The sequence below is a fragment of the Cupriavidus sp. 05N38 genome (genome assembly GCF_056397345.1).
The window spans coordinates 35,962-56,260 of record NZ_JBFTNF010000037.1 but is presented as its reverse complement, the minus strand read 5'-3'; the positions used below and the strand labels follow the sequence as shown (position 1 = coordinate 56,260).

Annotated in this window: 15 protein-coding genes; 5 read left to right on the top strand and 10 right to left on the bottom strand. The window is 65.2% G+C overall.

All coding sequences use genetic code 11. The annotated features are described in order from the left end of the window. Positions 1-43: 43 nt before the first annotated feature. The 8 genes from AC1DK4_RS24925 to AC1DK4_RS24890 form a co-directional block, all read right to left on the bottom strand. Positions 44-1,213, bottom strand: coding sequence for an ABC transporter substrate-binding protein (locus tag AC1DK4_RS24925; RefSeq protein WP_441643301.1), 1,170 nt, complete (start codon positions 1,211-1,213; stop codon positions 44-46). 41 nt (positions 1,214-1,254) lie between these two features. Further along, positions 1,255-3,534 carry a 3-hydroxyacyl-CoA dehydrogenase NAD-binding domain-containing protein gene (locus AC1DK4_RS24920; RefSeq protein WP_441615399.1) on the bottom strand — a complete coding sequence of 760 codons (2,280 nt, stop codon included), beginning with the start codon at positions 3,532-3,534 and terminating at the stop codon, positions 1,255-1,257. A 33-nt stretch (positions 3,535-3,567) separates the two neighbouring features. Continuing rightward, a complete protein-coding gene (locus tag AC1DK4_RS24915) occupies positions 3,568-5,421 on the bottom strand; it encodes an AMP-dependent synthetase/ligase (protein ID WP_441615397.1) in 1,854 nt (617 codons plus the stop codon). Positions 5,422-5,597: 176 nt separating this feature from the next. Then, positions 5,598-6,419 carry an ABC transporter ATP-binding protein gene (locus AC1DK4_RS24910; RefSeq protein WP_441615395.1) on the bottom strand — a complete coding sequence of 274 codons (822 nt, stop codon included), beginning with the start codon at positions 6,417-6,419 and terminating at the stop codon, positions 5,598-5,600. Next, positions 6,416-7,225: an ABC transporter ATP-binding protein gene (locus tag AC1DK4_RS24905; RefSeq protein ID WP_441615393.1), complete on the bottom strand. Its 810-nt coding sequence runs from the start codon at positions 7,223-7,225 to the stop codon at positions 6,416-6,418. Before AC1DK4_RS24905 ends, AC1DK4_RS24910 begins: the two co-directional genes overlap by 4 nt. 12 nt (positions 7,226-7,237) lie before the next feature. Continuing rightward, a complete protein-coding gene (locus AC1DK4_RS24900; RefSeq protein WP_441615391.1) occupies positions 7,238-8,314 on the bottom strand; it encodes a branched-chain amino acid ABC transporter permease in 1,077 nt (358 codons plus the stop codon). 7 nt (positions 8,315-8,321) lie between these two features. Then, entirely contained in the window at positions 8,322-9,194 is an 873-nt protein-coding gene (locus tag AC1DK4_RS24895; RefSeq protein WP_441615389.1) for a branched-chain amino acid ABC transporter permease, read from the bottom strand. Between the two features lie 282 nt (positions 9,195-9,476). After that, positions 9,477-9,782 carry a DUF1484 family protein gene (locus AC1DK4_RS24890; RefSeq protein WP_441615387.1) on the bottom strand — a complete coding sequence of 102 codons (306 nt, stop codon included), beginning with the start codon at positions 9,780-9,782 and terminating at the stop codon, positions 9,477-9,479. Between the two features lie 794 nt (positions 9,783-10,576). Between AC1DK4_RS24890 and AC1DK4_RS24885 the strand changes: the two genes are divergently transcribed. After that, a complete protein-coding gene (locus AC1DK4_RS24885) occupies positions 10,577-11,734 on the top strand; it encodes a zinc-binding metallopeptidase family protein (RefSeq protein WP_441615385.1) in 1,158 nt (385 codons plus the stop codon). A 19-nt stretch (positions 11,735-11,753) separates the two neighbouring features. Continuing rightward, positions 11,754-14,399, top strand: a complete 2,646-nt coding sequence (gene pepN, locus AC1DK4_RS24880) for an aminopeptidase N (RefSeq protein ID WP_441615383.1) — start codon at positions 11,754-11,756, stop codon at positions 14,397-14,399. Positions 14,400-14,548: 149 nt separating this feature from the next. Here pepN and AC1DK4_RS24875 read toward each other — a convergent pair whose 3' ends face one another. Both AC1DK4_RS24875 and AC1DK4_RS24870 read right to left on the bottom strand, forming a co-directional pair. Continuing rightward, positions 14,549-15,667, bottom strand: coding sequence for an extracellular catalytic domain type 1 short-chain-length polyhydroxyalkanoate depolymerase (locus tag AC1DK4_RS24875; RefSeq protein WP_441615381.1), 1,119 nt, complete (start codon positions 15,665-15,667; stop codon positions 14,549-14,551). Positions 15,668-15,718: 51 nt separating this feature from the next. Continuing rightward, positions 15,719-16,147, bottom strand: a complete 429-nt coding sequence (locus tag AC1DK4_RS24870; RefSeq protein WP_441615440.1) for a CopG family transcriptional regulator — start codon at positions 16,145-16,147, stop codon at positions 15,719-15,721. Positions 16,148-16,938: 791 nt separating this feature from the next. On the opposite strand from AC1DK4_RS24870, the gene AC1DK4_RS24865 reads away from it, so the two are divergent. From AC1DK4_RS24865 to AC1DK4_RS24855, 3 genes are all read left to right on the top strand, one after another. Further along, positions 16,939-17,823: a LysR family transcriptional regulator gene (locus AC1DK4_RS24865; RefSeq protein WP_441615379.1), complete on the top strand. Its 885-nt coding sequence runs from the start codon at positions 16,939-16,941 to the stop codon at positions 17,821-17,823. Between the two features lie 276 nt (positions 17,824-18,099). Next, positions 18,100-19,113, top strand: a complete 1,014-nt coding sequence (locus tag AC1DK4_RS24860) for a PDR/VanB family oxidoreductase (protein WP_441615378.1) — start codon at positions 18,100-18,102, stop codon at positions 19,111-19,113. Between the two features lie 57 nt (positions 19,114-19,170). Continuing rightward, the gene (locus tag AC1DK4_RS24855; RefSeq protein ID WP_477131839.1) at positions 19,171-20,283 is read left to right on the top strand and encodes a Rieske 2Fe-2S domain-containing protein; all 1,113 of its coding nucleotides are present in this window, start codon (positions 19,171-19,173) and stop codon (positions 20,281-20,283) included. Positions 20,284-20,299 lie beyond the last annotated feature (16 nt).

The following is a 20,299-nucleotide window of genomic DNA, read 5'->3' as shown; positions in this document are numbered from 1 at the left end:
GGCGGGCTTCTTTTCTTCTGCTGCCGGCGCGTGCCGGGAGCCGCTACATCTTCGGCGGCGGCAGCAGGTCGCTGGCGGGGATCCACTTGTCGCCCGAGACCTTCATGATGCGGATGCGGTCGTTGCTCAGGCGGTTGCCGGCGGAAACATTGAAGCCCGGGTTGCCAAGCGGGTCCTGCGGCAGCTTGGTCGATTCCATGGCGGCGTTGAAGCTTTCGGCAGTCAGGTTGCGCCCGGCCTTGTCGGCAATGGTGGCGAAGGTGGTGTAGGCGTAGTAGCTGAACATCGAATACACGCCCGGGTCTTCATTGAAGCGCTTCTTGTAGGCCGCCGCCCATTGCCGGACCGCCGGGTTTGCATCGTCGGCATAAGGCAGCATGATGAAGGCCGCCGCATGCAGCCCCTCCATCGCCTTGCCGCCCAGTTGCGGCACCTGGTGCGAGTAATTGGCCGTGGTGCCGGCAAAGACCGGGTTGAAGCCGATCTTGCGTGCTTCCTGCACCGAAGCGACGTACTCGCGCATGGTGGACGCGTTGAACACCAGGTCGCAGTTGGCCGCCTTCAGCCGTGCCATCTGCGAAGAAAAATCCGTCGCGCCGCGCTTGTACGAGACTTTTTCCACCAGCGTCATGCCCTTGGCCTTGAGGTAGGCCGCCACGCCTTCCACCGATTCGCGCCCGTAGTCGTCGTCCTGATACAGCGCGCCGATGCGCTGGTAAGGCTTCTGCTTCATGAAGTAGTCCATGATCGTCATCGACATCAGGTAGTTCGACGGCCCCAGTGCGATCTTGTACGGGCTGGCTGGCTCGTACATATCGCGCGCCGCGCTCTGCGGCATGAAATTGAAGACCTTGCTCTGCAGCAGGAACGGCAGCGTGGCCATATTGGGCGCCGTGCCAAGATGGCCGACGACGGCGAACACGCCGTCCTGCGTGACCAGCTTCTGCGCCGCCAGCACGGCGCGCTTGGGCTCGTAGCCGTTGTCCTCCACCACCACACGGATCTTGCGGCCCTGCACGCCGCCGCGCGCATTGATTTCCTCCACGGCCATGGTCATGCCGTTGCGCGACTCCTTGCCGTAGTTGACGATCGGCCCCGACATGTCGGTGATCAGGCCGAGCACGATTTCCTTGTCGTTCACGCCGCGCGTCTCGGCGCCGGCCCCGGCGCTGAGCGCCAGCGCCACGGCGGCGATGGTGGTTTTCCAGATCATGGTGGTCTCCTTGTGTTGTCGTTGGCTTGCGCTTCTTCGCTTCAATGCACGCTCTGCGGCGGCTTGGGTCCCGGATGGATGGCGGCTGGCACGGCGAACTGCCCCACCCCGGCCGGCAAGGGCGGCGGCGCGGACGATGGCGGCAGCCAGCCCGACAGGCCCGGGCCGCCCTGCCCGCCCCCGGCCAGCCTGGCCAGCCTGGCCAGCAATGGCGAAATGTCCCAGTAGTCATAGGGGTTGCCGCGCTCCCGGGCATAGCGCTCCATCCCCGCCGCGATGCGCGCCAGGCCGATGCGGTCGGCCAGCCAGACCGGCCCGCCCAGGTAATCCGGGAAGCCGTAGCCGGCCGTCCATACCATGTCGATGTCGCCGGGCCGGCAAGCCACGCCCTCTTCCAGCAGCTTGGCCGCTTCGTTGACAAGCGGATAGATCAGGCGCTCGACGATCTCCTCGTCGGCAATCTCGGTGCGGCGCGGCGCGATGCCGTGCGCGCGGCCCAGCGCGGCGCAGATGCGCGCGGCCTCCGGGTCCGGCACGAGCGTGCCGGCCGGGTAGCGGTAGAAGCCCGCGCCGCTCTTGCAGCCAAGCCGGCCCAGCCTGTAGAGCGTGCGCACCACCGCGCGGTAAGCGGGATCGGGCGGCAGGCCGCCGGCCTTGCCATACTCCAGCACGATGCGCGCGGCCACGTCGATGCCGGCCAGGTCCAGCATGCGGCATGGCCCCATCGCCATGCCGTAGGCCTGCATCACCGCATCCAGCCGCGCCGGGCTGACGCCTTCCATCAGCAGGAACTCGCTCTCGCGCAGGTAGGCCTCGGCCATGCGGTTGCCGATAAAGCCGAAACACACGCCGGACACCACCGCAACCTTGCCCAGCCGGCGCGCCAGCTGCATGGCGGTCGCCAGCACATCGGGCGCCGTGGCCGCGGTACGTACCACCTCGATCAGCCGCCCGCCGTTGGACGGGTTGCGGAAATGCAGCCCCACGAAATCCGCCGGCCGCCCGCTGGCCTCGGCCAATACCTCCACATCCAGCGTGGAGGTATTGGTGGCGATGATGGCGCCGGGCTGGCAGATGCGCCCAAGCCCCGCATGGACCTGCTGCTTGAGCGCCATGTCCTCCACCACCGCCTCGATCACCAGCTCGCAGCCGGCCAGCGCGCCGTGGTCCAGCGTGCCGGCGATCAGGCCCATGCGGCTGGCCACCTGATCGGGCCGCAGCCGCCCGGCGGCGACAGCCACGTCATACTGCGCGCGCACCGATGCCAGGCCACGCGCCAGCGCAGCGTCGCTGGCCTCCACCAGCGTCACCGGCAGGCCGGCATCGGCCAGGCTCATGGCAATGCGGCTGCCCATGGTGCCGGCGCCCACCACGCCGGCGGTATGCAGGGCGCGCGGCGCCATGCCAGCCGGCAAGCCCGGCACGCGCGCGGCCTGCCGCTCGGCGAAGAACAGGTGGCGCAGCGCCTGCGACTGCGGCGATGCCACGCAGGCGGCCAGCAGGCGCGCCTCAACCGCCTCGCCCTCGGCAAACGGCAGGTTCACGGCGGCGTCCACCGCCTGCACGATGGCTGCGGCGGCCGGATAGCGCCCGTGCTCCTCGCGCGCCCGCCGCATGGCCTGTGCGAAGAAATCGTCCGGCAAGCCCGCCGCACTGGCGCGCCGCGCGGACAGCCGCCGGGCGGGAGCCCGCCTCTCCAGCAAGGCCTCCAGGTAGTTCAGCCCGACCGCCAGCGGCTCGCCGGCCACCACGGCATCGACGATGCCGGCGGCCATTGCCGCTTCGGCATCCAGCATGCGCCCGCTCAACATCAGGTCCAGCGCCAGCGCCGCCCCGCAGGCACGCGGCAGCCGCTGCGAACCCAGCGAGCCCGGCAGCAGGCCCAGTTTGATCTCCGGCAGCCCCACGCACGCACCCGGCAGTGCCACGCGGTAGTGGCAGGCCAGCGCCAGTTCCAGCCCGCCGCCCAGCGCGGTGCCGTGCAGCGCCGCCACTACCAGCCGCGGGCTGGCCTCGATGCGGGCCAGGATGCGGTTATACGGCCCGGCATCGAAATCCGGCGCGTCGAACTGCGCGATATCCCCGCCGGCAACGAAGGTCCGGCCGGCGCACCAGACCAGCAGGCCGTCCAGCCCGGCGTCCGCTTCAAAGGCAGCCACGCACGCATCCAGCCCCGCCACGGTGGCCACCGAGAGCGCGTTCACCGGCGGATGGCTGATGCACATCAGGCCGATGCGGCCATGCCGGACCAGGCTGACGGGGCCGTGCCTGACGGCCTGGCCCGCGATGCCGGTGTTTCCCATGCTGCCTGCCTTGCTCATCGCGCCTCCTGTGAGGGCTAGTGCTTCAGCGCTTCAAGCCACCTTGGCCGGATACATCGACTCGATCAGTTCGCTGTACTTGTCATTGACCAGCTTGCGCTTGAGCTTCATGGTCGGGGTCAGTTCCTCGTCCTCGGCACCCAGGCGCGTCTCCAGCAGGCGGAACGCCTTGATCTGCTCCACGCGCGCGAACTGCTGGTTCACGCGGTCGATCTCCTGCCCCACCAGTGCGATCACCTCCTTGCTGCGGCACAGCGAGCCGTAGTCGGAGAAATGCACGTCATGCTCCTGCGCCCACTGCTCCACGTTGTCCTGGTCGATCATCACCAGGCAGCTCAGGAAAGGCCGGCGGTCGCCGATCACCACCGCGTCCGTCACGTAGGGGCTGAACTTGAGCTGGTTCTCCCATTCGGAAGGCGTCACGTTCTTGCCGCCGGCCGTGATGATCAGGTCCTTCATGCGGTCGGTGATATAGAAATAGCCATCCGCGTCCACGCGGCCCACGTCGCCGGTGCGCAGCCAGCCGTCCACCATCGTCTCGGCCGTCTTGGCGGGCAGGTTCAGGTAGCCCATGAAGACCTGCGGCCCGCGCACCAGCAGCTCGCCCTCGTGCGAGATCTTTACCTCGGTATGCGGCAAGGCAATGCCGATGCTGCCCGGGCGCATGCGGCCCGGCGGGTTGCAGGTGGCCGCGCCGGTGATCTCGGTCATGCCCCACAGCTCATGCAGCTCGATGCCCAGCGCCATATACCAGCGGATCAGGTCCGGCGAGATCGGCGCGGCGCCGGTCACCGCCAGTTGCACGCGATTCAGGCCCATCATGCGGCGCACATTGCCCAGCACCAGCGTGTCGGCCAGCCACAGCTTGAGGCGCGCGCCTAGGGACAGCCGCCGCGCCTGCCCGGGCCCATGTACGCGTGCCCTGCCGGCCGCCAGCCCCCAGGCGTAGGCGCGGCGCTGCAGGCCGGTAGCCTCGCGCACGGCGATGGTCACGCTGGAATACAGCTTCTCCCACACGCGCGGCACCGCCAGGAAGGCATCCGGCTGGATCTCGCGGATATTGTCGAAAATCGTGTCCGGGTTCTCCACGAAGTTCGCCACCGCACCGCACAGGATCGCGTAATACTCGCCGAAGATCCGTTCCGACACATGGCACAGCGGCAGGAAGGCCATGCGCTCGCCGATGGTAGTGGCCGGCATGAACTCGCGCAGCGTCAGGCAACTGCGCAGCACATTGCGGTGCGACAGCATCGCCCCCTTGGGCCGCCCCGTGGTGCCGGACGTGTACACCAGCACCGCCAGCGCGTCGGCGCTGCCCTCGGCCCGCATGGCCGGCAGCCAGCCCGGCTGCCGCGCGCGCGCCTGCCGGCCCAGTGCCAGCAGCGCGTCAAGGCTCATCACGGCGGCATCATCGAAGCCGGACAGCCCCTCCATGTCGAACACCACCACGCGGCGCAGGCCCGGCAGGCGCTCGCGCACCTCCAGGTATTTGTCGAGCTGCTCCTCGTTCTCCACGAACAGCACCACGGAGCCCGAGTCCTGGCACAGGTATTCCACCTGCGACGGCGCATCGGTGGGGTAGATCCCGTTCACCACCGCGCCGGCCGTGAGCGCGCCCAGGTCGGTCCAGACCCATTCGCGGTTGGTGTTGGACAGCACCGAGACCACCTCGCCCCGCTGCAGGCCCAGCTCCGCCAGCCCCGCGGCCACGTCCGCCACGATCTCGCCCACCTCGCGCCAGCCATAGCTGCGCCAGATGCCAAGATCCTTCTGCCGCATCATCACGGCATCGCCGCGCACCTCCACCGCATGCCAGAACATCTGCGGCACGGTCTGGAACGCGGCTTCGGACAAGGGCTGCATGGTGTGCGCGGCTGGTTTTGCCATGGGCGGTTCTCCGAACGTCCTTAGAGGTTGTTTCAAAATGAAGCGAAGCGGTGCTGGCCAGGGCGGAGCATGAAATCCGGATCGCACTGCACACCGCCTGCCGGGCGCGGCCGCGGACAGTACAAAGCGGTACGGCAAGGCCGCGCAATGACGCCAGGATCTTGTTGAAACAACCGCTAGCGCCAGGTCTTGCGTTTCTTCCAGCGCCGCTCCCCGCGCACGCCGCTATCCTTCATGCCGAGATAGAACTCCTTGATATCGTCCTTTTCGCGCAGCGCCGCGCAGGTATCCTCGGCCACGATGCGGCCGTTCTCCAGCACATAGCCGTAGTCCGCCGCGTTCAGCGCCATATTGGCGTTCTGCTCCACCAGCAGGATGGTGGTGCCGCGCTCGCGGTTGATGCGCACCACGATCTCGAAGATATCCTTGGTCAGCTTGGGCGACAGCCCCAGGCTCGGCTCGTCCAGCAGGATCAGCTCCGGCGCGGCCATCAGCGCGCGCGAGATCGCCAGCATCTGCTGCTGCCCGCCCGACAGCAGCCCGGCATCCTGCGCCGCGCGCTCGCGCAGCACGGGGAAATAGCCGTACACCGCCTCCATGTCGCGCGCCACGCCGTCGCGGTCGCGCCGCGTGTAGGCGCCCATCAGCAGGTTGTCGCGCACGGACAGCAGCGGGAACACCTCCCTGCCCTCCGGCACATGGCTCAGGCCACGCCGCACGATCTGCGCCGGGTCCAGCCCGGCAATGCTCTCGCCCTTGAAGGCGATGCTGCCGCGCGTGGGATCCAGTACACCGGATATGGTCTTCAATATGGTGGTCTTGCCCGCCCCGTTGGCGCCCAGCACGGTGGCGATGCTGCCCGGCGCCACCGCCAGGCTCACCCCGCGGATCGCCTTGACCGGCCCGTAGGCGCTCTCCACATTGGCCAGCGCCAGCACGGGCGCCGCCAGCATGCCGCGCAGCGCGGCGGCGTCGTTGTCGGTAGCGGCCAGCTTCATGCCGCCCTCCGCAGCGAAGCCACATCGTCCACCGTGCCCAGGTAAGCCTCGATCACGCCCGGGTGCGCCTGCACCTCGGCAGGCGTGCCCTGCGCCAGCACCTGGCCCTGGTTCATCGCCAGCACGCGGTCAGACACGCGCGACACCAGGCTCATGTCGTGCTCCACCATCAGCACGGTGATGCCCAGCTCGCTGCGGATATCGCGGATCCACCAGGCCATGTCCTCGGTTTCCTCCACATTCAGCCCGGACGAAGGCTCGTCCAGCAGCAACAGGCGCGGCCCGCTGCACAGCGCGCGCGCCAGCTCCACCACCTTGCGCACGCCGTAAGGCAGCCCCGCCACCAACGCATCGCGGTGCGCCTGCAGGTCCAGCAGCTCGATCATCTCCTCGGCCTTGCGGCGCGCCGCCAGCTCCGAGCGGCGCGCCGCCGACGTGAACAGCAGGTCTGCCCAGAAGCCAGCGGCGCGGTGCGTGTGGTGGCCGATCAGCAGGTTCTGCAGCACCGTGGCGTGCTCGAACAACTCGATGTTCTGGAACGTGCGCGCAATGCCCTGCGCCGCAATCGCGTGCGGCGGCATGCGCGTGAGTGGCTGGCCCTGCCACAGGATTTCCCCGCCGGTGGGCGGATAGATGCGGCTGATCAGGTTGAACACCGTGGTCTTGCCCGCCCCGTTCGGCCCGATCAGCGTAAACACCTCGCCCGCGCGCACGTCGAAGCTCACGCCGTTGAGCGCCAGCACGCCGCCAAAGCGCACGGTCAGGTCGCGCACGCTCAGCAAGGGTTCGGAATGGCTATGCGACATGACGCACCCTCCTTATTTCAGGCGCTCGGAGCGCTGGAACGCCTTCTGCCGCCGGAACATGCCCTGGCGGTAGAACGGAAACAGCTCCAGGTAAGTGCGGATCTTGCACCAGCGCCCGTACAGCCCCATCGGCTCGAACAACACAAAACCCATCAGCACCAGCCCGTACACCAGCGCCTGCAAGCCGCTCGCCTGCGCCACCGCAGGCGGCAGCCAGTCCTTGGCCAGCACGATCAGCTGCGGCATCACGATCAGGAACGCCGCCCCCAGGAACGCGCCGTGCACCGAACCCAGCCCGCCCACCACGACCAGCAACAACAGATCGATGGACTGCCCGATGCCGAACTGCTCCGGCGAGATAAAGCGCAGCTTGTGCGCATACAACGCCCCGGCCAGCCCCACCAGCCCCGCCGACAACGCGAACGACAAGGTCTTGTAGCGCGCCAGGTGAATCCCCATGCTCTGCGCCGAGATCTCCGAATCCCGGATGGCGATGAAGGCCCGCCCGGTCGCGCCGCGCAGCAGGTTCAGCACCCCCAGCGTCGCCAGCAGGCACACCGCCAGCGACAAGTAATAGAACGCCACCGGGCTATCCAGCGTATAACCGGCCACCTCCGGCGCCGCCACCGGCAGCCCCGCGTTGCCCCCGGTCACCCCCTCCCAGCGCGCCATCACCTCCTCCATGATGAAACCGAAGGCCAGCGTGGCAATCGCCAGATAGATGCCCTTCACCCGCAGCGCCGGCAGTCCCACCACCACACCCGTCGCCGCGGACAACACAGCCGACGCCACCAGGGCCGGCACGAACGGCACGCCATGCCCGGTCAGCCACGCCTGCGCATACGCCCCCACGCCCAGGAACGCCGCATGCCCGATCGACAGCAGCCCGGTATAGCCGGCCAGCACCATCAGCCCCAGCCCCGCAATCGCATAGATCAGCACAAAGCCCAGCTGCGCAATCCAGTAACTGCCGGCCCAGGCCGGCGCCACCAGCAAACACGCCAGCAGCAGCACGTACCACAAGGCCTGCCCGGGCTTTCCGGCCAGGCGCAGGTCCTGGCGATAATCGGTCTTGAAGAGGAATCGCATCGCGTCTCTACACCTTCTTGCGCAGGTTCTCGCCAAACAACCCGTTAGGCCTGACCGCCAGCACGATCAGCACCACCACATACGCCGCCACATCCTTGAAGCCCTCCGGCAGGTAAAACCCCGCCAGCGACTCCACCACCCCGATCACCAGCCCGCCCACGATGGCCCCCGGCAGGCTGCCAAAGCCCCCCACCACCGCCGCCGGAAACGCCTTCAGCCCCAGCAAGCCCATGCTGGCATGCACAAACGTGATCGGCGCCAGCAACAACCCCGCCAGCGCCGCCACCGCCGCCGACAAGCCCCACACCAGCCCGTTCAGCCGCCGCACCGGAATGCCCATGTAATAGGCGGCAAGCTGGTTCTGCGAACTCGCCTGCATCGCCACCCCGATCCGGCTATAGCGGAACACCCCGTACAACAACACGCACAAGCCCGCCGTCGCCCCGATCACCGCCACCTGCTCCACGCTCAGCACCAGCGCGCCCGCGCGCCACACCATGCCCTGGTAAGGCACCGGCAACGTATGCGTACCCGCCCCGATGCCCGGCACCATGGTGATTACGCCGCGCATCACATACCCCATGCCAATGGTCAGCATCACCACCGTGAACTGCGGCTGCCCCAGGATCGGCCGGATCGCCAGCCGCTCCACCAGCATCCCGAACCCCGCCATGCCCGCGACCGTCAACGGCACCGCCAGCCACAGCGGCAACCCCATCATGGTCAGCACCACCCCGGCAAACGCGCCCAGCATCATGAACTCGCCCTGGGCAAAGTTCACGGTCTCGGTCGCCTTGTAGATCAGCACGAAACCCAGCGCGATCAGGGCGTAGATACAGCCCAGGGCAATGCCTGAGATGGTCAGTTGCAGGATCTCCAACGTTGTCTCCTGGCTTAGGGGGGGATGCCTCGCGGGCGAAGTGCCGCGCTTTCGCTGGCTGTGCCACCGTAACAAAACTAGTGGGGCGGCTCTTGTGCGGACTGGCTATGCGGAGGTGGGGATTACCCACGGGTGGGCGGTGCTGCGGTGCGGGGGGTGAGCGGTTTTGCTCGCCGGGGTTCGGAAATTTCGGCGGCGGACTTCTGTTGCTTCCGCAAGTTGGCTTACGCAATGGCCGGTACGAGACCCGTCGAGGCGGGTCTCGGGTGGGTTTTGCTGGCGTCAGTACAGGGCCTGTACCCGGTCCACTGCCTGGTCCAGTTGTCGCTTCAGCGGAGACAGCAGCGCATGCAGGCCGCTATTGGCGGCCTGCTCCCCGGCCTGCAACTCCAGCAGGGTCAGGACGGATTCCAGGCCGGCGCTCACGCGCAGGAGGTCGTCGCAGCTTTGCTGGATGGTTTCCTGGGGCCATTGGGCGGTGGGCGTGGGCTGGATTTCCGGCAGCAAGGGGTCGGCTACTAGCCGGGCTTCCCTGGCGGCTTTTCTGGCTTCGGCGGCGGTGCGTGGGCGGCGTTGGCGGGCGGTCATGTCGTGGCTCCATTTTCGAGTGCGCTGATGACTTGTGATGCTGGCACTGGGGAAATGATTGGTCCACGGACGGTCTTACCCATTGCTTGGTGCTTCCGCTTGAGTGGGAACACCGAACATATTGCGCAGGTGTTCTGTGAACGGGAAAGCAAGACGTCGGGGTCGGCCACGTGGCAGCCCTCGCTTGAGAAGCGGTCGTTCCAGAGACGGCCGTGGTTTCGCGGCGGCTATCGGACCGAGACGGCCATGAAGCGCCTTTGGCACTCACGCTCAATCGGTCATTCGGATGGCGGCTTCAGCCAGGCTAACGGACGTCGTCTCCAGCGGCGACGAGTAGTCTCATCGGCCTACCCGCATCCGTCTAGAATGCCCGCGAAAAGACCGTCCGCGCATCTCGGTACTCCTGTAGAAACATTTCCTCCATCCGAATCGCATCAGCGGTGTTTTTTGCTCTGGAAGCTGAACGGCTGACTCATAGGCAGTCTTTCACCTGCTGCTCTGGCTTGAGGGTCGTGAAACGCAGACCCGCCTCGTGCCGATACTCAACCCATGCCCCCGGTCATCGCGGGCAAGAAGCTCCTACGTCAGGCAGGCCGGCGACCCCTCCAAATCGGCATCCATTGGTAACCGTGGACCCAAAGGGCTCTGCATGTCGCTTGTGGCGCCCGCGCCCATGCTGTTCAGGCGTTGCCGGGCACGAACTGGATGACTCAAGTCAACGGGAATCTTAATCTTGCAGCTCCCCGCCTGTTGCCTATTCTTGTCTCACCGTGCTCCATCATTTGGGGGGAGACATGCACAATCTGCTGGCGTCGCTCAGCCAAGAGGTGGACACGCAGTGGAAGAGGCATGACGTGCGCGTCGAGCGCCACTCGCGTGCCTACAAGTGCCGTTGCGGCAACCACGTCTTCTTCCGCAACACGCTATGTCTGGCATGCAACTCGCCCCTGGGCTTCCTGCCGGACGAAGGCCGGCTTGGCGCACTTGAACCGGGCCCCGAACCCGGTACCTGGCGCGAGGAAGGCCGCAAGGAGTTGCTGAAGTTCTGCGCGAACCGTGACTCCCCTGCCGCGTGCAACTGGATGATATATGCGCACAATCCCCAGCCACACTGCATCGCCTGCCGGCTCAACCGCACCATCCCCGACCTCGACGACGCTGACAACGTACTCTACTGGACGAAAATCGAGGTCGCCAAGCGCCGGCTGGTTTCGCAATTGCTCGCGCTGGGCCTGCCAGTGCGATCCAAGGTGGAGGAAGATCCCGAGCACGGCCTGATGTTCGATTTCCTGCGCTCGCCGCCCGGAGGCCCGTGCGTCATGACCGGGCATGCCAGCGGCCTGATCACGCTCAACGTCGAGGAGGCCGATGATGCCAAGCGCGAGCACATCAGGCATGGCCTGCGGGAGCCCTACCGTACGCTGCTGGGGCACTTCCGCCACGAGGTGGGCCACTACTACTGGGACCGGCTGGTCTGGAACACCGGGTGGCTAGAGCCATTCCGGCTGCTCTTTGGCGATGAGCGCGCCAGCTATGCCGAGGCGCTCAAGCGCAACTACGAGCAAGGACCTCCCCCCGATTGGGCCAACGCTTACATCAGCTCATACGCGACGATGCACCCTTGGGAGGACTGGGCCGAAACGTGGGCTCACTACCTGCACGTGGTCGACAGCCTAGGCACGGCGCTAGGCTTCGGCCTGGATGCCGAGGATCTCGATGGAGACATCCAGCCGTTCACGCGAGATGCGCTGTACGCACCCGAAGACCCCGGTGCCGAGCGCTTTCTATCCCTCCTCAACGCGTGGCTCGAGGTAACCATGGTCCTCAACGAGATGGCGCGCAGCATGGGCGAACCGGATTTCTACCCCTTCGTGATGTCCAAGCCGGTCGTGGCCAAGCTGCAGTTCATCAGCATGATCGTCGTCGAAGCCTGCACCAAGCCCGATCTCTGACGCGATAGGGAGCCACAGCATGGACGTCCCAGCAGCCGCAACGGTCTATCTGAAGGATTACGCGCCGCCCAGTTTCCTGATCCCCGAGGTCGAGCTCGACGTAGACTTCGCCGCCGAGGACAATGCGCGTGTACTCGCCCGGATCACGGTCCGCCGCAACCCCAAGGCAGTCGAACCCGAGGCGCCGCTGCGGCTCGATCTTGACGAGCTTGTGGTGGAGTCGGTGGCCCTCGACGGCATCCCGCTCGGCCCGGACCGCTACATGCTCGACGAGCGCCACCTGACCCTGCGGAACGCCCCCGACGCCTTCAGGCTGACGACCGTCAGCCACCTCAACCCCAGCCAGAACACCAAGCTGATGGGGATCTATACCTCCAGCACCGGCTTCTTCAGTCTTTGCGAGGCGGAGGGCTTCCGGCGCATCACACCTTTTCTCGACCGGCCGGACGTGATGGCCCGCTATTCGGTCACGCTGCATGCCGACAAGGCCCGGTATCCCGTGCTGCTGGCCAACGGCAACCTCACCGGCCAAGGCGACGAGGCTGGCGGCCGTCACTGGGCCCGCTGGGAAGACCCCTTTCCCAAGCCCTCTTACCTCTTCGCCGTCGTGGCTGCACGGCTCGACGGCCGCGAGGACAGCTTCACGACCCGCTCAGGCCGCACGGTGCCGCTGCGCTTTTTCGTTGAGCCCGGCAAGCTGGATCAGTGCGAGTTCGCGCTGCAGTCGCTCAAGCACGCGATGAAGTGGGAGGAGGACACCTACGGCCTGGAGATCGATCTTGACCAGTACAACGTCGTCGCGGTGGGGGACTTCAACGCCGGCGCGATGGAGAACAAAGGCCTGAACATTTTCAACACCAAGCTGGTGCTTGCCCGGGCGGACATCTCCACCGACTGGGACTTCAGCTTCATCGATCGCACGGTTGCCCATGAGTACTTCCACAACTGGACCGGCAACCGCGTCACCTGCCGGGACTGGTTCCAGCTTGCGCTCAAGGAGGGGCTGACGGTCTTCCGCGAGCAGCAGTACGCTGGCGACCGATACTCGCGCGCAGTGTCGCGCATCCAGGCTGTGCGCAATCTGCGCGCGGGCCAGTTCCCGGAGGACGCCGGCCCGATGGCGCACCCGGTGAGACCGCGCTCCTACCAGCAGATCAGCAATTTCTATACTGCCACGGTCTACAGCAAGGGGGCAGAGCTGGTGCGCATGATGCGCACGCTGGTTGGCGCGTTAGCCTTCAGCAAAGGCATCGAACTCTACTTCGAACGTCATGATGGGCAAGCGGTCACGACCGATGATCTGGTGAGCGCGATCCAGGATGCAAGCGGTGTGGATCTCGCCCAGTTCAAGCTATGGTACGAGCAGGCCGGTACTCCGCGCCTGTCCATCCGCGACCGCCATGACGCGGCCACGCGTACCTACGAGCTGACCGTGACACAACACTGCCCGCCCACCCCGGGGCAGCCGGTCAAGCAGCCAATGCACATCCCGCTGGCAGTCGGTCTGATCGACGCCGATGGCCAGGAGATGCCACTGCGCCTCGAAGGTGAGGAGACGGCCCAATGCACGAGCCGAGTGCTGTCGCTACGCCAGGAGACGGCGGCATTCCGCTTCCTGGATGTGCCGGCCCGTCCCGTGCCGTCGCTGCTCCGCGACTTTTCCGCGCCTGTGGTTATCGACTACGACTACAGCGATGAGGCGCTACAACATCTTCTGAGCTACGACAGCGATCCGTTCAACCGCTGGGAAGCGGGGCAGCATCTCGCGATGAACTTGCTGCTCGCCGGTGTAGTCGATCATCGCGCCGGCCGGCCAGTGCAATTCCCGGACCACTTGGCCCGTGCCTTCGGCCGCGTGCTTGACGGCGCCGCGCGGAATCCGGCCTTCGCTGCCGAGGCACTCGCGCTGCCGTCCGAAGTAGTGATCGGCGAACAGCTCGATGAGATCGACCCTCAGGCCGTGCACGAGGTGCGGCTGGCGATGCGCAAGTTCCTGGCCGATCGGCTGCGCTCCGAGTTGCGCCGCTCGTACGACAGCTTCGCCACACCCGGTCCCTACAAGCCCGACGCCGCGTCGATCGGTCGCCGCGCGTTGCGCAATCTCTGCCTGGCCATGCTGGTGGACCTCGGCGACGAAGATTCGCACCGAATGTGCCTCGTGCAACTCCAGACCGCCGACAACATGACCGACACAATGGCGGCGCTCACCGCCATCGCCAACTGCGATTGGCCCGAGCGCCGCGATTCACTCGACGCCTTCTACGCCAAGTGGCAGGGCGAGCCGCTGGTGGTAGACAAGTGGCTCGGACTGGAGGCACTGTCCCGCTTACCCGGAACGGTCGCGCGGGTTCGCGAACTGACCGCGCATCCGGTCTTCACACTGAAGAATCCCAATAAGGTCTACGCGCTGCTGGGCAGCTTTGGCGCAAACCAGGCCCAATTCCACGCGGCCGACGGCTGCGGATACGAGCTGATGATCGAGCAAGCGGTGGCGCTTGATGAAATCAATCCGCAGGTGGCCTCCCGTATGGTGCGCAACTTCGAGCGCTACAGGCGCTTCGAGCCGCGGCGTCGCGCGCTGATGCGCGCCGCGCTGGAGGGAGTCGCGGCGACGCCGGGCCTTTCCAAGGAAACCGCCGAAGTCGTTTGCAAAGCACTTGCCTAGCTGGGCCGGCCAGCCGATCGTGGGCGAGTACTCGGCAATCATAGCGCCGGCTGCCAAGGGCTCGCCCCAGCGGGCGCGCGACGCGGCGACGGCTAGCCATGCCCCTCGCCCGCGTCTGATGAGATGTATCACGGCATATTTTGCTTGATTCAGGAACGCCGGGGATGGGCGAGGAAAAATCGCAGCATTTCCACGCTGGCATCCGGCCCTTTTGCGTCAGTGTACGACCCGCCGCTGCCGCCACCGGCCCAGGCATGCCCCGCGCCGTGAATCAGCCAGTATTCCGCATCCACGCCACCAGGCGGCAAGATCCGGTAGCGCGTGTAGGCATGGCCTGCACGGACGGTCTCGCGCTCAGTGTGCTTGTGATCGTGGCCTTGTTCGTACGGCTCGATCAGTCGCGCCCCGTTCGACGCATGCACGGTGTGATCCGCATCGCCGTGGAACACGATCAGTGGACGCACCGGCCGCGCCGGCGGCGCAATGCCGCGCCTGGAAGCGCCCGATCCCTTGCCACCCTTCATGGCCGCCAGCGCCGAAGGCAGGTCATGCGCGCACCCTGTCGGCAGCCCCGAGTGGACGCCAGCTGCGGCAAAAAGGTCCGGATAGCGCTGGATCAGCACCGCCGCCATCGCGCCACCGGCGGACAGCCCCGCAACATAGACTCGATCCGGATCGATGCTGTGGCTGGCCATGACCTCGCGAGTGATGCCCGCGATGATCGACGGCTCGCCCCGGTCGGCTTGCTGGTCGCCAGGGCGAAACCAGTTCCAGCATTTCGACGTGTTGGCATCGGCGGCCTGGATCGGGTACACGACCGCAAAGCCGAGTTTGTCCGCCAGCGCGTTCATGCGCGTGCCGGCGGCAAAGTCATCGGCATCCTGCGTGCAGCCGTGCAGCATGACCACCAAGGGCATCGGCTCCTGCAAATGCCCGGCGGGGATATAGACCTTGTAGGACCGTTGCCCGGCCTGGTTGGCAAAGGTGTGCCGTCTGAAGTGGCCGGGCATTGCAGTCGGTGGCGCGCGGCGCGGCGCGGCGGGTTCCACGGATGGCGCTGTATCGGCCCGGCCCTGTGACGTGTTGTCCGTCAACAAGGATTGCACCACTTGCGCCGGCATCGGTGCTCGCGCTTCGCCTGTGTTGCCGGTTGGCGACTGCCCGCGAAGTGCGCGCTGGATGACGGCAGTGGCCTCCATCGGGCCCGCCGTCTGCAGCAGGTGCATTGCCTCATGCATCGAGGCAAGAAAGGCGTCGTTCATTTTCATGTTGGGGTCTCTGCAGGCCTGGCGAACCAGGCGCGGCGAAATTGCCGCCTACTACCGTATGCGTCCAGCCAATGCCGCCTTGACGGCGGCTGGCGCGTGAAAGGCGCCTAGCACCACGATCGACTCGATCGTCGCCAACGCCAGTTCGGGACTGACATCCGATGCAATGCTCGCCAAACCGAGCACGTGAATGGCCAGTTTCTCGTTGGCCTTCAACGCCGCCTCGAGGTCTTGCTTCGAGAAATGCTGAAGGCCCAGAACCAGCGCCCGCCGTGTTGCCGTTTCCTGAATCGCTTGTGCATGCACGGCGAGCTGGTTGCGAATGGCGGTGCGGATCAGGTCGGTTCGGTTGGAATAGAAGCCTTCCTCCACCAATAGATCGATCTGGCCCAGATCAACCGGACCGAGGTTGATGGTGATTTTCTCTGTCTCGCCCCCCTTTGGTCTGAGCGTCGCGATCTGTGCTGTAGGCTTTTCCATCGTCACTTTTTCTCCTGGTTTGTCATGCGGGGAGGGTTCGGCGGGTTTTCCACGTCACATTTACCATCCTGAAACCATCCCCGTACCATCCATATGGATGGTTATAGTCGTGACGACGGGCTACGTCAAGCGGCGTGACGATCAAGGTTTTCTGGGGGAGCGAGCGATTTATGCGAGCAGCCTATGAGCACGCCCTTCGGTCAAACAACCGAGCCGCCAGGCTGATGCGGCACCCTGTCACGGCATCACTTGCAGCATGGGGCGGACCCGGAGTGCCCGCGTCAACTCATGCAGCTGGCCGTGGATTACTGAGGCATGCAGAACGTCGATTCTGCGATCCGCCTATGCGGTTATCCAGAGTGACCATGCGAGGCGTCGTTGAGCGAAACGCGCCGGGGATGCCTCGGAATGAGAGGTCGAAGAGGGGGGGGACGGTCGCTACGCTGGGGGCCGTAAGAGCCGTTGGTTCGACACCCCAAAGCGCGCAACAGTCTCAATATGCCCCAGGTGTTGCTATGAGGGCCCCAAGCAGTTCTACGTTGATTCGATAGCCGGGAGTAGTCCAATCGTTGGGCGCGGCCTGCCTCCTCTAGGGTGAGCCATGGTGAGCCATGCCTTGGGTGGGAGCGTCAAGCACAGGGGGCATCCGCATGACCCGCTCGCGCCACCTCCAACTAGCCGACGACGACCGTCAATTGCAAGGAGCCGCCATCGAACGGGCGCAGCCGTTAGGCCCCTGGCGTCCTGTATCCTTTCTCCTGCAATGCACTTACAGGAGGCGACAGAAAGCCGTGACGCTACAGCAACTCGAAACGTTCTACTGGATTGTTCAGCTCGACGGTTTTGCGGCGGCAGCCGAGCGACTTTGCGCTACGCAGTCCACCGTCTCCATGCGATTGCGCGAGCTTGAGCGTAGCCTCGGGGTTGAGCTTTTTGACAGGACGCAACGCAAGGCAAGGCTGACGCCGCATGGACGCGAGGTGCTCGACTATGCCGCACGCATCCTGAACCTTTCAGCGGAACTCTCGCATCGCGTTGCGGCGCCGAGCGCAGTGAGTGGCACCGTCCGCATGGGGGTTGCTGAAGTCGTATCCACTACGTGGCTCCCCGCACTGATCAAGGCCATAGCCAGGCAGTATCCGCAAGTGAGGCTGGAAATCGACGAGGCACTCACCAGCGACCTGATGGATGCCCTCACGCAGGGCGAGCTGGATCTGGTGCTGGCTCCCGGGCACACACGCATGCAGGACGTCTCCACAATCCCACTCGGCAAAGTCGAATTCGCCTGGATGGCGAGCCCGGGCCTGAAAATGGCACACAAGACTTATGCGCCGTCGGAGCTTGCGCAATACCCGCTGATCGGTTTGAAGCCCCAGTCTTTCCATAGCGCCGCCATTAACGCCTGGTTTCAGCGTGATCACGCCCATTGCCGCTATCTGGCGCGCTGCAAGAGCATGGGCGTCGCGGCTTCGCTCGCGATGGCCGAAATGGGAATTACCTATTTGCCGATTCCCAATTACCGCCGGCAACTCGACGGTGGGCAACTCGAGATTATCGGAGTCCGAGATCCTTTTGAGCCCGTCGAGTTTGTCGCCGCTGTTTCGCCTGAACACACTTATTCCCTCCCGAGCACGATTGCCGAACTCGCCGGACATATCAGCGATTTTCAGAAGTAAGGGTTTCCACCGTCGGCCGTGTAGAAATCCCTGGGCAAGGCACAAATACGCTTGATAAAGCGCGTTACAACCGACTTTTCCGAATCATTCACCGTTTCTCACCATAAAAACGTGAAGTCCCTCTCTCTCCAGACACATCAAATTTATTGATGTTATAGTGCCTGAAAATATCGCTTGAATTAAACAGTCGAAAATCTATGCTTGAGCAAACCACGACGACCTGACCGCCGCGATTTGCTCAAGCGACGCGGTCGGGGCACCCTCCAGGAGACCGCGATGGACCTCATCGTCGAAAGCAGACGCGATACCGTCACCGCAAATGACCGGGTCGCCGGAAAAATCCCCGTTTCGATCCGCTCTGTCAGCGAGCTCGCCGAAGATATCCGGGCGTTCGAGCTGGCAGACCTATTCGGCATGCCACTACCGGCATTCTCTGCAGGCGCCCATATTGACGTCCATTTGCCGGGCGGGTTGATTCGCCAGTATTCGATTTGCAGCAGCGCGCATGACACCAGCCGCTACGTCATCGCCGTCCTCAGGGAACCAGCGGGGCGAGGCGGTTCCGCCGCGATCCACCAGCTTGCCGCCGGCGACCGCATCACCATTTCCAGGCCGCGTAATCATTTTCCGCTGGCCGATGACGCTTCGCACCATGTATTCGTAGCGGGTGGCATCGGCATTACCCCTATCAAGTCCATGATGTCGGCGGCACTGGCACGGCGCGACACCTTCACGCTGTACTACAGCACCCGGTCCCCACGGCGGACGGCCTTCCTCGACGATCTCTCGCCGCTCGTGCACGCCGGCATCGCCCACATCCACCATGATGGCGGCGATCCCGCCAAAGGCCTCGACCTGAGCGCCGTCCTGCGGGAGCAGCCAGACGGCGCGCACCTCTATTACTGCGGCCCGTCACGCTTCATGGACGCAGTGGAAGCCAATTCTGCGCATTGGCACGCAGGCACCCGGCATTGCGAACGCTTCTCGGCGCCGGCGTCAAAGCCGGCCAGCGTACCTGCTGAGGCAGAGCAACCCTTCGACGTCACGCTTTCACGCTGCGGAAAGACCTTCACCGTGCCGCCCGGCAAGACCATCGTCCAGGTATTGCGGGAAAACGCGGTGGAAGTCGACGTGTCCTGCGAGGAAGGCTACTGCGGGACCTGCATGACGCGCTATCTCGACGGCGATCCCGTTCATCGCGATAGCGTCCTCGACGAGGAGGATCAGCAGGAGTTCGTGATGATCTGCTGCAGCCGCGCTAAGAGCCAGACCCTGACCCTCGACCTCTGAGCCGGCGTGCGCCGCGCTCGTTCGTCATTCCCCCCAAAAAACGTGGAGACAACTGAAATGAGCAAGTTCGAGTACGTGAAGAATTGTTGGTATCCCATCGGTTTCGCGCGGGAATTTCCCGTCCATGAGCTCAAGGGCTTCAAGATCGCCGGCAAGCCAGTCGTCATGTGGCGCACGGACGATGGAGAGGTGGTCGCCTTCGACGATCGCTGCTGTCACAAGCGCTTCCCTCTCTCCCAGAGCAAGCTGCTTGACGATGGCCGGCTCGAATGCGCGTATCACGGCCTCTGCTATGACGCGAGCGGGCAATGCGTGGAGTTTCCGTCCCAGCCGGGCAAGATCCCGCCCCAGGCGCGCCTGCATGGGGTGCCGGTGTGCGAGCGGGACGGTGTCGTCTGGGTCTGGCCAGGCGAACAGAAGGCTGCTGCCAACATTGAGCCCCCCCGCACACCGGAGGTCACTGATCCCGGCAAGGTGGGGGTCGGCTCGCCCCAGCCGCTAGAAGTGCCGGCCAACTACCTGCTGCTGATCGAAAACCTGCTCGACATCACGCACTTCTATCCCTTGCACGACGGCAACATCGGCGACAAGGAGAATAGCCTCATTCCCGTGCAACTGCAGGAAGGCATCGACGCGGGCTATGAGTACGTCAAGACGCTCCGCCACGTGCACGGCTACAAGCAGCCACCCTACCTGCGTGAGTGGTTCCACTACGAGGAAGTCGAGCGCCTGCATACGCACTGTATGGTCAGCCCGGGCCTGACGCGTGTCGAGATGCATGTAGCACCTGAGGGCCAACTCGGCACCGAGATGGAACGCGGATACACGCTGCTGCACCTGCACTACCCGGTCGACGAGGAAAACCTCGTCTGGCGCTGGAACGTGTCGTGCACGAAGGGCCATACCACGCTGAGCGACCCAGATATCCCAACTGCGCACAAGGTTGCCGAGATGTTCCCCGCCGTGGTCGCGCAGGACCAGTGGGCACTGGAACGGCAGCAGGCGATGTTCGCCTATCCGGAGGACGATTATTCCGAGCTGTTCCTTAAGACCGACAAGGCCCTGCGCCGCGCGCGCCAGATCCTGATGACCATGCAGCGGGAGGAGCGACTGGAGGAGAAGTCCGTCATCCCGATTCATCCGCTGCCCACCACTGCGGCCGTCGCATAGCGCGCAAGAAATAGCC